Genomic DNA, 15,455 nt, shown 5'->3' on the forward strand with positions numbered 1-15,455 from the left:
GGTAGAGCTACGGACTTTTAATCCGCAGGTCCCAGGTTCGAGCCCTGGTGGGGGCACTCAACAATCCCCGTCTGACCCGTATGGTCGGGCGGGGATTTCGTCGTCACGGACGATCCTCACGTTTACCGTCGATGATCTCGGCCACGGGGCGACCGAGATCGATCTTCGGGAGCCTCGAACGATCCCACTCCGAAGAACTGCTCGGCCAGGACCTGGTTCCACCAGGTTTCTATGCGGTCGGGGCTCCATCCGCGTTCGAGGTGCAGGGCGTCGAAGGTGGCCATCGAGCAGGTGGCTGCGAAGATGTCCAGGGCTTGTTCCAGGTCGACGCCATCGCGCCAGGTGCCGGCGGGCCAGTTGCTGAAGACCTCGCGGCGGACCGTGTCGCCGCGTTGCCGGCCTTCGCGGTAGGCGGCGTCGAGGTCGGCGTTGTCGTAGCGGGCGGCGGCGATGATGCGGATCACGGCGCCGCCGTTCTCGAACAGTCGGCGGTCGAAGCCGACGACGGCGGCGAGCTGGCCGCGCGGATCACCTGCTGCGGCGGCCAGTTCTGCGCCGGCACGTTCGGTGTCGGCTTCGAGATCGACGCTGTCGACGAGGGCTATCGCCAAGCCTGCTTTGCCACCGAAGGTGCCGTACACCGTTGCCTCGGAAACACCGGCGGACGCCGCCACGGCACGCACGCTGGTGCCCGACCACCCGTTCTTGAGAAAACTCTCGTGGGCGGCCCGGGTGATCAGGGACCGCGTGAGTTCGGCCTGCTGGGCCCGTAGCGCCGATCGGTACGGCCGGGCGTCGGCCTGACCGGCATTGTCGGGCGTTTGCACGATCGCCACTGTACACCCAGCCGGAGTCGGTCTATATTCACTCAATACATCTCTAATGAATTGAGGAGCGATGATCGAACCTGCGAAAGTCTTGGGAATCGGACTGGTGGCCGGTGGCGGGTTGTACGCCGTCGGCGGGATGCTGCATCCACGCGGTTCCGGCGACACCAAGGACGCCTACATCGCGTCGATGCTGTCCCAGAACTCCTGGGCGGGATCGCATCTCGCGTCCTGCGCGGGTCTGGTCCTCATCGCCGTAACACTGATCGCCACGGCCCGCACAAGCACATTCGGACTCGCGGGCCGGACCTGGATCTGGGCGGCGGCCGCCGGCGCAGGACTCGGCGCGGCCGAACTGCTCCCCCACACCGCGGCAGCATCCGACCTCAGCCATCTCGAACACGGTGATTCGACGCCGATCCTCGACACTCACCTGTTGTTGCAGACCGTCGCGACGCCGGCCCTCGGGCTGACCACCGCGGCGCTGGCCGTCTACGTCGCCCGGCAGTCACAAACCGGGCCAGCCCGCGCGTTGGCCGCGATCGCAGTGCTCTGCGGCGTCGCCTACGCGTTCGCGGGACCGCTGACTGCCATCAGCGAGGGTGTGCGATTCGTGGTGCTGTTCCCGGCGTCGGCGGGTATCGCACTCTGGTACCTCGGAACAGGGATCCGGTTGCTCACGCGGCATACCGCACCCGCCGCACCCACGGCACCGGCCATGGAAGCGGTGCGATGATGGCCGCCGTCACGCTATACACCGCGGTTGCCCTATGGGGAATCCTTTGCGGTGCAGTTGTTTACGAACATTTGGCCATCATCCCGGTGTGGGCGTCTCACCCACCGGAGTCGCTGTCGATGTGGAAAGGACCGTACCGCATTATGCCACAACGCTTCTGGATCGTCATCCATCACGTCATCATCGTGATGATCCTGGCCGCGGTCGCCACCAACTGGAACAACGTGGCACGCAACCCGATCGCCCTCACCGGTGCGGGATATGTTCTCGCAGTTCTGGTTCCGACAGCGATATGGTTTGTTCCGCGCCTGCTGCGACTGACCGATCCCGACAACGACATGCCGGCCGACGTGTGGCGGCGACGCAGCAAGCTCTGGGAACGCCTGAGTCTGGTGCGCGGCGCTGTCGTGATCGCACTGATCATTCCGCTGCTGGTCGCCGTCGAGGTCCGGGCGTGACGCCCCCGACGGGACACTATTGCACCAATAGCCCTCTGCGGCAGAGAAATACGACGACAACCAACGCGCAGCCCCGACATATTCGCTCGCCGAGACCGAACCCGCGCAGTACCATCGGCCGAATATTCATCCCATGCCCCCACCGAGAAACCCGATGACTGCCTACTTCACCGCGGACCTGCACCTGCACCACAGCAAGCTGGCCGGTCTGCGCGGCTTCGACACCACCGGTGCGCACGACGCGGCGGTGATGGCTGAGCTCTATCGGCTCGATCCGGAGAACGACGTGCTGTGGGTCCTCGGTGACATCTGTTCGGGCGGCATCGCGAGCATGCACATCGCTCTGGAGCAACTGAGCACACTGGAGGTCCCCCTGCATCTGGTGACCGGCAATCATGACCCCGTCAATCCGATGTACCGCAACGCTCAGCGGCACGCCGCCGACTTCGCCGATGTCTTCGAATCGGTACAGCAACATGCGCGCACCAAGATCGGCGAACACGGAGTACTGCTGAGCCATTTCCCCTACGCGGGCACCCCGGACGAGCACGAACGCGACAAGTTCCTGCAATTCCAGCTCCCCGACCTGGGTATGTGGCTGGTGCACGGACATACCCACAGCAGCCGACGGCGCAGCGGCAAACGAAGTGTCTGTGTCAGCCTGGAGGCTTGGGGGCTGCGCCCGGCATCGGAGGACGAACTGGTCACCGAGATGGCGGTACGGGTGTGACGCGACCCGCCGCGACGTCGACTGCGGCGCCGAACGGTTCGATGAAGTCCTCGGCGCCGAGTACGCAGCAGGCATGGCCGCCGGGCACCTCGAAACGCCTCGCCCCGGGGATGCCGTCGAGCAGCAGTTGCTGCCGCGCCGGCGGCACCACCTTGTCCCGGGTGGACACCACCACCGACGTAGGGACGTCGATGTCGCCGAGCCAGTCGCGGGAATCGAAGCGGCCCAGGCCTTCTCCGAACATCCCGAAATCGGCGAGCGAGGTGGACAGAAACTGCCGGAACGCCCACACGGTGGTGTGCGCACCGATGTCGTCGAGCCGGGTGGATTTCGGCAGCACCCGGTACACGGGGGCGGAGAACCTGCCCACCTTGTCGGCGATCGCCTGCACGCGCGGATCCTGTTCGGAGAAGAACGGGCCGGTCGAGCACAGCACCATACCGCTGAGCCGTCCGGGGTGCCGGCGCCAGATGAGTTGTGCGATACCGCCGCCCATCGAGAAGCCGGCGGCGGTGAACCTGTCGACGCCGAGCACGTCGGCGACTGCGACGGTGTCGTCGGCGGCGTCATCGAGGGAGAAGTCGGGGGAGGCGATACCCCGGCCATGCCTGCGATGGTCGAGGGTGATAACGCGGTAACGCTCGTTGAGGGCCGGAATCACCGGATACCAACACAGCAGTCCGGTGGTCAGCACCGAATGCAGCAGGATGACAGCCGGTGCGTCCTTGGGCCCGGAGTCGGTGACGAACGTCTGCCCGCGGCCGGGCAGATCGAGCATCGTCCCGGCGGGCAGGTCCCGCAGCGGGTAGGGACGCACGAGATGACGCACACTGCGCCGGGTGCGCTGCAGCAACTCTGGACTCACCCCCTGAACGGTACGCGCACCGATCGCCACTCGGGAACGCTCAATAGCAAGCACACCGAACCCGATTTTCGTGATCAGCAGGACCCGATGGTGACAGTGTGATACAAGACATGCCATTCTGTTTCCCATGATGGAAGTCGAACGTCCGAAGATCGAAGGGTCGATCAAAGTCGGCGATGACAGGCGGATGGGTTTCGCCGAGTGGGGCGAGCCCGGTGGACGAACCTTTTTCTGGTTGCACGGCACTCCCGGCGCACGTCGTCAGATCCCTCTTCAGGCACGCGCCTACGCTGCGGAGAAAGGGTTCCGGCTCCTCGGTCTGGACCGGCCGGGTGTCGGAGCATCGACGGCATACCGGTACAAGTCGGTCTCGGAGTTCCCGAACGACCTGATCACGGTCGCCGACGCGCTCGACATAGATGAGTTCGCGGTCATCGGCCTCTCGGGCGGCGGACCGTACACCCTCGCCACGGCGTCGGCGTTCCCCGACCGGGTGGTGGCCGCCGGCATCCTCGGTGGTGTCGCGCCCACCGTCGGTCCCGAACGCATCGGCGGCGGCGCGATGGAACTCGGTGTGCGTGCCGCACCGCTGGTCCGGGTCGCGGGTGCCCCCATCGGGCAGGTGCTCAGTTCGATCCTGTCGGTGGCCAAGCCCTTCGGTGGGCCGGCCGTCAAACTGTACGGGCTGACCACCACCAAAGCCGACCGCGAGGCGCTGAACCGGCCGGAGTTCTCGGCGATGTTCCTCGACGACCTGATCTTCGGCGGACGCAGGCAGATGACCGCCCCGTTCTCCGACATCCTGGCCTTCGCCAGCGACTGGGGTTTCCAGGTCTCCGACATCAAGGTGCCGGTGCGCTGGTGGCACGGCGACGACGACCACATCATCCCGTTCTCACACGGCGAACACATGGTGTCGTTGCTGCCCGACGCCAAGCTGTACCCGCTGCCCGGCGACAGTCACCTGTCGACGCTGCATCAGGCGACCGACATCATCGACGAGCTCAACGCCGTGTGGGACATCGAACGGCCGTCCAAGAAGTAGTTCAGGGAGCTGTCACCGACAGCCCCACCGCCAGACCCAGGACCACCGCCATCATCGCGAGCTGTATCGCGGCGCGGCGGATGGCCTGGGTCTGAGTGCTTTTGTGCCGTACTGCGGCGGGCACCCAGGTGATACGGTGCCGGGCGGCCAACGCGACGAGCCCGCACAGCCCTACCGATTTACCGACGACGATCAAGCCATAGCCGGTGGTGGCCAGCGCTGTCACCGACCCCAGTTCGATGACGGCCGACGCCATCCCGGACAACACCAGCAACAGCACAGCCCACAAGGCGAGTTCGGAGAACCGCGGCAGGCTCCGCGCCCAGCCGGACCGGCCGCGCACGGTCAACACCAGTGCGGCGAGAGTGCCGCACCACCACGCCGCGGCCAGCGCGTGTGCGGCCACCAGCACCGGCATGACCGCGTGCGTGCCGGGGTGCGCCGAGATCGCCACCGCGACGAGTCCGACGCCACCGAGCATCGCCACCACCTGCACAGGCACGACCGCGCCGGTGAGCAGGTGGGCGCATGCCCATCCCACCACCGCCAGCGCGCATACCGCCGCGACCAGGTCAGGTGCGCCGTGGCTCATCACCTCGGAGAACTGTCCGACGCCGATGTCGCCGATACCGGTGCCCACCTGATCGGCGGCCCGGGCCCACGCCGCCACCAGCGACGCGGCCGCCCATACCCCGCCCGTCACACCGATCGCCGTCGGCGAAGGTTCGGTGCCGAGCGTGGGCATTCCGCCCAAACCCACCAACAGAGTCGCCGCGGCCAGCGCCGCGACAGCCGGGAGCGCTGTCGCGCCGGCTGGGTCCGCGGAATCTCCGGCCGCGCCGAGCACCGCGGCTGCGACCAGACCGACGACCATCATGGGCACGCAGGCAACCACCAGCAGCACCCGTGAACGGCCGTCGGCCGGGTTCGTCGACAGTGTCAGCTCCTGCGGCGGCGTGACATCGCGACCATCGCTCCCACGCCGGTACCGATCACGACGACCGCACCGACGACGAACGGCCACACCGGAACCCCGTTGCCCGAGTCCGACTCGTCACTCGCCGACGCACCCGGTGTCCCGGTCCCGGCGACGGTGAGCGTGAATCGCCGCTGCCCTTCGACCGGATGTCCGTCGGCGGAGGTGATGCGGTAGTTGACGGTGTAGGTGCCGACCGGGCCGAGCGGGCGCAGCACGACGCTCAACCGCGGCCCGTCGACGGTGGCCTTGCCGTCCTGCCAGAAGTTGCCGTCCGGTCCGACCACGGTGAGCACCGCGAACTGCTCCTGCATCGGCTCGTTGAAGGTCAGCACCACCTCGGGCGGACCCGCCGACAGTTGCGCTCCCTCGGCCGGCACCGATGACTTCAGGGACGAATGCGCAGCAGCGGTCCCGGCCGACGCCACACCGAGCAACGCGGCCAGGAGCAGCAGAAGCACCGCAACCGGATACCGGCTACGCATGACCACCGTGGCCGGATACCGGCTACGCATGACCACCGACTCTGCGACGCCGTGAGGCGACCAGACCGAACGCCACACCCATGACGCCGACGGCCAGACCCGCCCCGCCGAGCCAGCGTGCGGTGCTGTCCGAGCTGTCGTCGGCGTCCTCGGCCGACGACTCGCCGTGACCCCCGTGGCCGCCGGTGCCGACGGGAAGTGTCAGTGTCGGTGCCGGATGATCGGGCTCGTCGCCGTTGCTCTTGGTCGGCTGATTCCAGTTCACCTTCTGGCCGTCGGCGTACGTCTGTACGGCAGGCAGTTCGACGGTCTTCTTCTCGGGGAACGGGCCACCGGCGACACGGAACTGGCCGAACTGGCCGACGGGGACACCCGACGTACCCGGCAACGCCGTCCAGGTGATCGAGGTGGCCTCCGAGGTCTTCGGGTCCTTGGCGACCTCGGCCTTCCAGCCGTTGATCATCTCGGGGCGAGCCGATTTGAGCCGGGGCAGGGTGACGGTGAGGGCGGTGGTGGCCGCGGTGTCGGACTCGTTGGGCACGACGAAGGTCACCACCCCGTATCCACCCTGGGTGAGAGTCGGGGCGTTGGCACTGACATGGGCGTCGGCCGCACCGGCGCCGAGAGTGGTGCTCGCGCCGCCCACGACGGCGACGGCACACAGTGCCGTCAGCGAAGATCGATTCATACGAAACATGATGGAGTTCAAAGCCTTTCAGGCAAGATCGGGTGCGCGCCGAGGCTTCGGGCCAGGCGCGCGGGTCGACTACAGAGGAGACTGCGACCATTCCCGGAGGCCCCCGGACACCGCCTGCGCCGGTCAGCAACGCTGTCGGCCCCACCCGCACGACCCCGGCGATCCGCGGTGCCGATCGTCGCTGGGCATACCGGCCGGTGACGAGCCTGCGAGCAGCGACCAGCACCGCGCCGACGAGCTGTGCCAGTTGCGCGGCGATCACGATCACGACCGCGGTCAGCGCGACGGCCACCGCGTGCGCGGCACTCATCGGCCAGGACACGCCGCCGGAGTGCCCGGGCATCGGGTGGGTACCGGCGGCGAGCAGCGCGTGCGCGGCGGCCTGCGCCGCCGACAGGACCGCGGCCAACCGTAACCATGTCGGCGCCGGACGACGCAGAACGGCGGCAGCGCTCTGCTGCGACGGGGCGGCGGCGATCGCGGAGACCGCACCGACACCGGTCAGCAGGACCAGGTTCGACGCCGACGCGGATTCGCCCCCCGCCGAACCGTGGGCCGCGGCACCCAGAGCGGGAACTGCGAGGACGACAGCAGCCCGGACGGGCAGCACATCTCCTCGCTCGAAACTCACGCGGTACAGCATCCCACGTCCGCCACCCGCGCCCGTGTCCGGTTCGCGGACACACCGCAATCGGGAACGGCCACCGGCGCCGGGAACAGATGACAGAATCGACGGTATGGCCCTTTCGCCCGCGGACTCCGCACCGGCGCAGACATCAGGCGCGCAGTCCGACGACACCCCCGCCACCGAGCGCGTCGTGATCCGCGAACTCACCGACTCCGACGATCTCGCGACGCTGGCCAAGGTCTTCGACGACGTGTGGCGCCCGGACCCCAGCAACCGGGTGACCGACACCGACTCGCTGCGGGCGCTGTCGCACACCGGCAACTATGTCGTGGGCGCGTTCATCGACGGTGTGCTCGCCGGCGGCAGCGTCGGGTTCTTCGGCGCGCCCGTCGGCACGACGCTGCACAGCCACATCACCGGGGTCTCCCGCCTGGGCCGCGGACACAACCTCGGCCGCGCGCTGAAGCTGTATCAACGCCAATGGGCCATCGATCGCGGACTGTCGGAGATCACCTGGACGTTCGATCCGCTGGTGTCCCGCAACGCCTACTTCAACCTGGTCAAACTCGGTGCACGGCCGCGGGAGTACCTCGTCGACTTCTATCGGCCCGACGGAACCGATCTCGCCGCCGGCGACCGGCTGTTCATGTCGTGGCCGCTCGACGTTCCTGTTCCCGACCCGCCGGTCGTCGATCCGGGCGGTCCGGGTGTCGTGTACGCGGTCGACCTGCAGGACCACGACCACCCACAGGGCAAACCCGAGGTGATCACCGACTCGGCGACCGTCGTGGTGCCGGTGCCCGGCGACATCGAGTCGATGCGGCGTACCGAGCCGATCGTCGCCGCGCGGTGGCGGGTCGCGCTGCGGGAGGCACTCGCCCCGCTCATCGGCGGGCCGGAACGTTCCCCGGTCACCTTCCTGCGGTCGGGTGCCTACGTGTTCGGGCCGGTCGGCGGACCGCCCCCGGAGTAACCGTCAGGCGAGTTCGGCGCGGATCTTCTCGGTGTGCTCACCCAGTGCGGGCACATCGCCCATGGCGAGTTCGACGTCGCCGAACGTCATCGGCGGCAGGATCGCACGCACGTCGCCCTTCTCCGTGCCGATGGTGCGCCAGCGGTCGCGGGCACTCAGCTGCGGATGATCGGCCAGACCATCGAGTTCCCGGATCTCGGCGGCCGGAACCCCCGCAGCGGCCAAGCGTGCGTCGAGGTCGTCGGTGGTGTACTTGCGGGTTTCGTCGGTAACCAGCGCGTCGACCTCGGCGCGTCTTTCCACCCGGGCGATGTTGGTGGCATAGCGCGGGTCGTCGACCAGTTCGGGACGGCCCAGGACATCGGTCATCAACGCCGCCCAGCCGCGTTCGTTCTGCACCCCGATGAGGATCTCGCCGTCGGCGGTGGGGTACCGGTCGTAGGGCACGATCGCCGCATGGCCGACGCCGGCTCGCGGCAACTGCCTGTCGCCGTACAGCCGGATGTACAGCGGGTGACTCATCCATTCGGCCATGGCGTCGAACATCGACACCGACACGGCCGCGCCCTCGCCGGTGACACCCCTGCGGACCAGCGCCGACAGTACCGCGGTGAGGACATACAGTCCGGCGCCGATGTCGGCGGCCGGGATACCTGTTTTCGCGGCGGCGTCGGGGGTACCGGTGACGGAGATGAGGCCGGTTTCGGCCTGGATGAGCATGTCGTAGGCCTTGCGGTCACGATACGGGCCGTCGTCACCGTATCCGGACAGGTCGACCACAACCAGCCGCGGATGGCCGGCGCGCAGCTCGTCGGCACCGAAGCCGAGGCGGGCAGCGGCGCCGGGTGCCAGGTTCTGCACAAACACGTCCGCGCGGGCGATGAGCTTGTGCAGCAGGGCATTGTCGGCGGAGTCGCGCAGGTCGAGGGCGATCGATTCCTTGCCGCGGTTGAGCCAGACGAAGTGGGACGCAACGCCATTCACGTCGTCGTCGTAGCGTCTGGCGAAGTCGCCGCCGTCGGGGCGTTCGACCTTGACTACGCGCGCACCGAGGTCGGCGAGGTGCCGGGTGGCCAGCGGTGCGGCCACGGCCTGTTCGAGGGTGACGACGGTGATCCCGTCCAGCGGCAGAGTTCCGGCCTGTTCTCGATCCATTCCGCAACGATCGCCGATGGTGCCGGGGCCGGTCAATTCCGGCTCACCCCCGCGGCCCGGGGCGTCCGGGCTGTGCGGACCGCATCATCGGCTCGTTATCGTAACCCTTCCCGAACACCTGTCGGGAACTGTGATCTCATGGAAGTGCAGCCCCGGGGCGTCCTTCGAAGGAGGCGACGATGACATCGACGATCGAGATCACCGGTCACAGCCAGCACGAGGCGTGGCTGGCCAAGACCATGCCGCCCATCGAGGAGGTCCGTCCCGGCCTGTGGTCGATCCCGGTCCCGATGCCCGTGTCGCCGCTGCGCTACACCCTCGTCTACGCGCTGGTCCTGCCCGACGGTCTGGCCCTCATCGACACCGGCCTGGACACCGACGAGTCGTGGCGGGCCCTCGTCGACGGCATCCACGTCACCGGCCACGACATCAGCGAGATCCGCTACGTCGCCATCACCCACCTGCATCCCGACCATTTCGGGCTGGTCCCCCGGTTGCTGGAGCACACCGACTTCACCCTCGCGATGCACAGCAACGACGCGAAGTTCATGCGCTTTCGCAGTGACTCCGAGATCCAGCGCGAACAAGACTGGGCCACAGAACAACTCGCCCGTCTCGGCGCCCCCACCGACATCCCCGAAACGGGTATGCAGCACTTCACCCGCCTACCCAAGGGCCGCACCGTCGACGTCGAACTCGACGACCACGCGCCGCTGAACCTGCCCGGCTGGAACGTCAAAGCCTTGTGGACGCCCGGCCACACCCCCGGCCACCTGTGCTTTCTCGACGAGGACGCCGGAACGGTATTCACCGGCGATCACCTGCTCCCCCGGATCAGCCCCAACGTATCCACCACGATCTTCCAGCCGACCGACCCGCTCGCCGCCTACCTCGTCTCGCTCGCACACACCGAACAACTCCCCGACGTCGAAGCACTACCGTCGCACGAATACCGTTTTCGTGGCCTGGCCGACCGAGTCACCACTCTGCTGTCCCATCACGAGGAACGTTTCGACGAGACTGCCGCCGCCGTCGCCGCGCACCCCCAGATCACCGCCTGGGAGATCGCCCGCTCGGTGTCCTGGTCCCGCCCCTTCGACGACCTACTCCTCCCCCTACAACGCATGGCCACCCGAGAAACCCACGCCCACCTCACCGTCCTGGAGTCCCGCGGCATCCTCACCCACGACGGCGAACTCCCCCAACGCTGGTCGGTGGCAGCCACCTGAGTTTGCCGGCAGACCCGGTTTCCGGGTTCAACCGCAAGGTCAGCGGCGGTCTGCCGCTACGCTCGATCCGTGTCTGTTTACTCACATGGGTTTGCCCGGGTTGCCGGGGCGGTGCCGGTCATCCGGGCCGCCGATCCGGCATTCAACGCCGAACGCACCGTCGAACTGCTGCGCGAGGCCGCTGAGCAAGACACCGCGCTGGTGGTGTTCCCCGAGCTGGGGCTGACCGGGTACAGCATCGACGACCTGGTGCAGCAGGACGCGATTCTCGACGCCGCGCTGACCGGGTTGGCGCAGGTACTGGAGGCGAGCCGGGGATTGCGGCCGGTAGTGGCGGTCGGGTTGCCGCTGAATGTCGGTGACGCGCTGTTCAATTGCGCGGCGGTGCTGCGCGACGGCGAACTGCTGGGGGTGGTGCCCAAGTCGTATCTGCCGAACTATCGCGAGTTCTACGAACAGCGGTACTTCTCCGCGGCCCGCGACGCCGTCACCAACACCGTCACCGTGCTCGGGCAGACGGTGCCGTTCGGCGCCGACCTCATCTTCGAGGCCACCGACCTGCCCGGCTTCGCGTTGCATGTGGAGATCTGCGAGGACGGATGGGTGGCGATCCCGCCGAGCACCTGGGCGTCGCTCGCGGGTGCGACGGTGCTGGCGAATCTGTCGGGCAGCCCGGTCACCGTCGGCAAGGAGAGCTACCGGAAGTCGTTGTGCACCGGGCATTCCGCCCGCTGCATCGCCGCGCATCTGTATGTGGCGGCCGGATACGGCGAATCCACCACCGATCTCGCGTGGGACGCCGACGCGCTGATCACCGAGAACGGTACGCTCCTCGCCCGCAGTGAGCAGTTCTCGATGGCCGATCAGATTATCACCGCCGACATCGACCTCGACCGGCTGCGCCAGGAACGGCTGCGGATGATCAGCCTGCGCGACCAGGCCGGGGATTTCCGGGAACAGCTGAAACCGTTGCGGCGCATCACTTTCACCTTCGGCGCCCTCGATGGCACCGACAACGACCTGCGCAGGCTGGTGCCGCGGTTCCCGTTCGTGCCCACCGGTACCGCCGACCGCGACGAACGCTGCCGCGAGGTCCGCAACATCCAAGTGCAGGGTCTGGCACAACGGTTGCGGTCCACCGGGTTACAGAAGATCGTCATCGGCGTGTCCGGCGGGCTCGACTCGACGCTCGCACTGCTCGTGGCCGTCGACACGTTCGACCGGATCGGGTTGCCGCGCACCAATATTCTCGCCTACACGATGCCGGGGTTCGCCACTGGCGGCGCCACCCTGCGCCGGGCGCACGAACTGATGGATTCGCTCGGTGTGTCGGGTACCGAACTCGACATCCGGCCCTCGTGCGAACAGATGCTCGCCGACCTGGACCATCCGTATGCCAAGGGCGAGAAGGTTTTCGATATCACCTTCGAGAACGTGCAAGCGGGCGAACGGACCTCACATCTGTTCCGGCTCGCCAATCATCACGGTGCGATCGTGCTGGGTACCGGCGATCTCTCGGAGCTGGCGCTGGGCTGGTGCACCTACGGTGTCGGCGATCAGATGTCGCACTACAACGTCAACACGTCGGTGCCCAAAACCCTTATCCAGCACCTGATCCGGTGGATGATCGACACCGGCGAGTATTCCACGCGCACCACGACGACGCTGGCGGAGATCCTCGATGACGTCATCTCCCCCGAACTCGTCCCGCCGGGAGAGGACGGCGCGGTGCAGTCCACCGAGGACACCGTCGGCCCGTACGAGCTACACGACTTCTTCCTCTACTACACCACCCGATTCGGTTACCGCCCAAGCAAAGTCGCATTCCTGGCCCGGCACGCCTGGGGTGATCGCACCCGCGGCCCGTGGTCGGAGATGATGCCGGCCGACCGTCGCAACGAATACGACGACGACACCATCGAGCACTGGCTCGCCGAGTTCCTGCGGCGCTTCATGGGTGCGCAGTTCAAACGCACCGCGATGCCCAACGGCCCCAAGATCGGTTCGGGTGGCTCGCTCTCACCACGCGGGGACTGGCGGTCCCCGTCCGACGTCTCCGCCCGCACCTGGCTGGACGAACTGCAAAACCGCTAGTCACAGGTTTCGAGGAGTTTGGCGAGTTCGTCCTCGAAGGAGTGGGCGAGCTTGTCGAGTTCGGGGACCAACTCGGTACAGGCGAGGAGGCCGACGTTGATGGACTTGTCGACGGAGAACACGCTGATGTTGAGTCCGAGACCGTGGAAGATCGGGCCGAGCGGGTACACGCCCACCACGCGCGCGCCGAGGTAGTACAGCGGCAGCGGCGGACCGGGAACATTGGACACCACGACGTTGAACACCGGTGGGTGCAGCGCCGAAAGTTTGCGCCCACCATAGGATTTCATCAGCTGCTGGAGGATCTCACCGGGCGCGAACTGAGCCCACGCCCGCAGGATGTTGGCGTCGATGTCAGCGTGATGGTCCTTGGACCGCCGGGCCAGTTCGGCAGCCCGGTCGACGCGTTCCACCGGATCATCGACGTCGGTGGCCAACTGGGTGAACATGCCGCTGACCTTGTTGGTCCCGGATTCGACGAGTGCGGTCTCGTCGGTGCCGTGCACCGACACCGGCACCATCGCCACCAGCGGCCGGTCCGGCAGACCCCCGTGATTGTCCAGGTACGTCCGCAACGCGCCCGCGGCGATGGCCAGCACCACGTCGTTGATCTTGGCACCGTACTTGTTCTTGATGCGTTTGACGTCGTCGAGTGGCAGCTGGGTGAGCGCGAGCGAGCGGTGCGGCGTGATGGGAGCGTTGAAGGGCGTGCCGGGAGCCTGGAACGGCAGCGGCATCGCCGAACCCTCGAGTGCGCGTTTGGCCCAGCCGATCGGCACCTGGACGGTGCCGGGCAGCAGCCGGGCCAGCGCCAACGGCCGTTGCACGAAGTTCAGCGCCCCGCCGACTGCCATCGTCAGCCGCGATGTGCCGCCCGCGGTCTCCTTGATCTTGTCGGCGTCGAGCTGCGGCGGCTCGGGGGTGATGGTGCACAGCTGCGAGAGCATCTCGGCGCTGGTGACGCCGTCGACGTTGGCGTGATGCATGCGCAGCACCACTGCCACGTTGCCGTTGGACATCCCCTCGATGACCCACATCTCCCACAGCGGTTTGCTGCGGTGCAGTTCGCGGCCGGCGATGTGGCCGATCAGTTCGGTGAGCTCGCGTTCGCCGCCGGGGGCGGGCACGCCGACGCGCCGCACATGCTTCTCGATGTCGAAGTCGGCGTCCTCGACCCACACCGGGTGGTCGATGTTGAGCAGCGAGTTGTCGAGTTTGCGCCGGAAGTTGGGCATCGCTGAGATGCGGCGGCTCAGCTCGTCGCGCATCGCGTGGAACGAGTAGCCGTTGGGCATCGTCGACGGGTCGATCTCGATGACACCGACCACGTGCATCAGCTGCGATCGGGTCTCCAGGTACAGAAACGACGCATCCAAACCGCTCAGACGTTCCATCGGTCCGCGCACCTCCATCACACCCGGACGGCGCCGGGCCAGTTTTCCATCGCACACCGCCGACGAGCGGGCGCGTCACGATCATTGCAGACTGCGGACCCCGACCATCGCGGGATACTGAAACGGTCTCGCCACAACAACCTAGCGCTTGCTAGGTTATGGGCGATGACATCCACCTCGCCCCGATTCACCGCCGCCGAACTCGACGCCGCATTCACCGCATTCCAGGCGACCGTCGCCGAGATCGCGATCAGCCGCGACTGGGACCGGTTCGCCGAGCAGTTCACCGTCGACGCCGACTACATCGAACATGCCCTGGGCACCATGCACGGCCGCGAGGAGATCCGCGAATGGATCTGGCGGACGATGACTGCCTTCCCCGGTAGCCACATGACCGGCTATCCGTCGCTGTGGCATGTCGTCGACGAAGAACGGGGCCGGGTGATCTGCGAGGTCGACAACCCGATGCGCGACCCCGGCGACGGCACCGCCATCACTGCGACGAACATCACCATCCTCACCTACGCCGGCGACGGCCTGTGGAGCCGCGAGGAGGACGTCTACAACCCGCTCAAGTTCGCGATCGCGGCGATGCGCTGGTGCGAAAAGGCACTGGAGCTGGGAACTCTCGACGACGCGGCACGTGAATGGATGACCGGGCCGGGGGCGATGTTCCGGCGCCGAAGCTGACAACAGACCCTTCGAAAGCGGATCGCACGCACCCGACACCCAGGCTACGGAACCGTAACCTGGACTTGGGCGTGCGCCCGAGTGTGCCGTATGGTAGGGCACCGACCGGCCCACACTCTGATCCGCCCGAAGGACTGTAATGACTCGTGAACTGACGCAATTGGAACTCCTCCGAGAACTGGAGTCCGTTGCCGAGGCCAACGTGAATCGCCACCTGAAGGCGGCGCGGGACTGGAATCCCCACGACTACGTGCCGTGGGACGAGGGCCGTAACTTCGCCGCGCTCGGCGGTGTCGACTACGAGCCCGAGCAGTCCCGACTCAGCGACGTCGCCCAGGCCGCGATGATCACCAACCTGCTCACCGAGGACAATCTGCCGTCCTACCACCGGGTGATCGCCGACAACTTCTCGATGGACTCGGCGTGGGGCTACTGGGTGGGCCGCTGGACCGCCGAGGAGAACCGGCACGGCA

At 67.2% G+C, this 15,455-nt stretch carries 16 protein-coding genes; 9 read left to right on the top strand and 7 right to left on the bottom strand.

Annotated features, from left to right (window positions below; all coding sequences use genetic code 11):
• Positions 1 to 122: 122 nt before the first annotated feature.
• The gene (locus Q0627_RS01260) at positions 123 to 827 is read right to left on the bottom strand and encodes a helix-turn-helix domain-containing protein (protein ID WP_291012157.1); all 705 of its coding nucleotides are present in this window, start codon (positions 825 to 827) and stop codon (positions 123 to 125) included.
• Positions 828 to 897: 70 nt separating this feature from the next.
• On the opposite strand from Q0627_RS01260, the gene Q0627_RS01265 reads away from it, so the two are divergent.
• The 3 genes from Q0627_RS01265 to Q0627_RS01275 all read left to right on the top strand — a co-directional run bounded on the left by Q0627_RS01265 (position 898) and on the right by Q0627_RS01275 (position 2,751).
• Complete coding sequence (locus tag Q0627_RS01265; RefSeq protein ID WP_291012155.1) at positions 898 to 1,563, top strand: hypothetical protein; 666 nt, start codon at positions 898 to 900, stop codon at positions 1,561 to 1,563.
• A 143-nt stretch (positions 1,564 to 1,706) separates the two neighbouring features.
• Positions 1,707 to 2,021, top strand: coding sequence for a hypothetical protein (locus Q0627_RS01270; protein ID WP_324387716.1), 315 nt, complete (start codon positions 1,707 to 1,709; stop codon positions 2,019 to 2,021).
• 154 nt (positions 2,022 to 2,175) lie between these two features.
• Positions 2,176 to 2,751, top strand: coding sequence for a metallophosphoesterase family protein (locus Q0627_RS01275; RefSeq protein WP_291012150.1), 576 nt, complete (start codon positions 2,176 to 2,178; stop codon positions 2,749 to 2,751).
• Here Q0627_RS01275 and Q0627_RS01280 read toward each other — a convergent pair.
• The gene (locus Q0627_RS01280; RefSeq protein ID WP_291012148.1) at positions 2,726 to 3,616 is read right to left on the bottom strand and encodes an alpha/beta fold hydrolase; all 891 of its coding nucleotides are present in this window, start codon (positions 3,614 to 3,616) and stop codon (positions 2,726 to 2,728) included. The genes Q0627_RS01275 and Q0627_RS01280 overlap by 26 nt on opposite strands.
• Positions 3,617 to 3,743: 127 nt before the next feature.
• Here Q0627_RS01280 and Q0627_RS01285 point away from each other — a divergent pair, with 127 nt between their 5' ends.
• Entirely contained in the window at positions 3,744 to 4,661 is a 918-nt protein-coding gene (locus Q0627_RS01285) for an alpha/beta hydrolase (protein ID WP_291012146.1), read from the top strand.
• A gap of 1 nt (position 4,662) precedes the next feature.
• Here Q0627_RS01285 and Q0627_RS01290 read toward each other — a convergent pair whose 3' ends face one another.
• From Q0627_RS01290 to Q0627_RS01300, 3 genes are all read right to left on the bottom strand, one after another.
• Complete coding sequence (locus tag Q0627_RS01290) at positions 4,663 to 5,538, bottom strand: CopD family protein (protein ID WP_291012192.1); 876 nt, start codon at positions 5,536 to 5,538, stop codon at positions 4,663 to 4,665.
• Positions 5,539 to 5,600: 62 nt separating this feature from the next.
• Positions 5,601 to 6,152, bottom strand: coding sequence for a copper resistance protein CopC (locus tag Q0627_RS01295; RefSeq protein WP_291012144.1), 552 nt, complete (start codon positions 6,150 to 6,152; stop codon positions 5,601 to 5,603).
• Complete coding sequence (locus tag Q0627_RS01300; RefSeq protein WP_291012142.1) at positions 6,145 to 6,819, bottom strand: YcnI family protein; 675 nt, start codon at positions 6,817 to 6,819, stop codon at positions 6,145 to 6,147. The genes Q0627_RS01295 and Q0627_RS01300 overlap by 8 nt, the downstream gene beginning before the upstream one ends.
• Before the next feature lie 737 nt (positions 6,820 to 7,556).
• Between Q0627_RS01300 and Q0627_RS01305 the strand changes: the two genes are divergently transcribed.
• Positions 7,557 to 8,420: a GNAT family N-acetyltransferase gene (locus Q0627_RS01305; RefSeq protein ID WP_291012140.1), complete on the top strand. Its 864-nt coding sequence runs from the start codon at positions 7,557 to 7,559 to the stop codon at positions 8,418 to 8,420.
• 3 nt (positions 8,421 to 8,423) lie between these two features.
• Here the strand turns inward: Q0627_RS01305 and Q0627_RS01310 are convergent, their stop codons facing one another.
• Positions 8,424 to 9,575, bottom strand: coding sequence for a CaiB/BaiF CoA-transferase family protein (locus Q0627_RS01310; protein WP_291012138.1), 1,152 nt, complete (start codon positions 9,573 to 9,575; stop codon positions 8,424 to 8,426).
• Positions 9,576 to 9,754: 179 nt separating this feature from the next.
• On the opposite strand from Q0627_RS01310, the gene Q0627_RS01315 reads away from it, so the two are divergent.
• Both Q0627_RS01315 and Q0627_RS01320 read left to right on the top strand, forming a co-directional pair.
• A complete protein-coding gene (locus tag Q0627_RS01315) occupies positions 9,755 to 10,804 on the top strand; it encodes an MBL fold metallo-hydrolase (RefSeq protein WP_298807271.1) in 1,050 nt (349 codons plus the stop codon).
• A gap of 69 nt (positions 10,805 to 10,873) precedes the next feature.
• Entirely contained in the window at positions 10,874 to 12,898 is a 2,025-nt protein-coding gene (locus tag Q0627_RS01320) for an NAD(+) synthase (RefSeq protein WP_291012133.1), read from the top strand.
• On the opposite strand, the gene Q0627_RS01325 is transcribed toward Q0627_RS01320, so the two are convergent.
• Positions 12,895 to 14,292 (bottom strand): wax ester/triacylglycerol synthase family O-acyltransferase, encoded by a 1,398-nt coding sequence (locus Q0627_RS01325; RefSeq protein WP_291012131.1) that lies wholly within the window; start codon positions 14,290 to 14,292, stop codon positions 12,895 to 12,897. The genes Q0627_RS01320 and Q0627_RS01325 overlap by 4 nt on opposite strands.
• Before the next feature lie 165 nt (positions 14,293 to 14,457).
• Between Q0627_RS01325 and Q0627_RS01330 the strand changes: the two genes are divergently transcribed.
• Together Q0627_RS01330 and Q0627_RS01335 are read left to right on the top strand one after the other, a co-directional pair.
• The gene (locus Q0627_RS01330) at positions 14,458 to 14,982 is read left to right on the top strand and encodes a nuclear transport factor 2 family protein (protein ID WP_291012129.1); all 525 of its coding nucleotides are present in this window, start codon (positions 14,458 to 14,460) and stop codon (positions 14,980 to 14,982) included.
• A 139-nt stretch (positions 14,983 to 15,121) separates the two neighbouring features.
• On the top strand, positions 15,122 to 15,455 hold a 334-nt coding region (locus Q0627_RS01335), incomplete at its 3' end, for an acyl-ACP desaturase (RefSeq protein WP_298807273.1).

The organism is uncultured Gordonia sp., from assembly GCF_937858515.1.
GTDB lineage: Bacteria > Actinomycetota > Actinomycetes > Mycobacteriales > Mycobacteriaceae > Gordonia.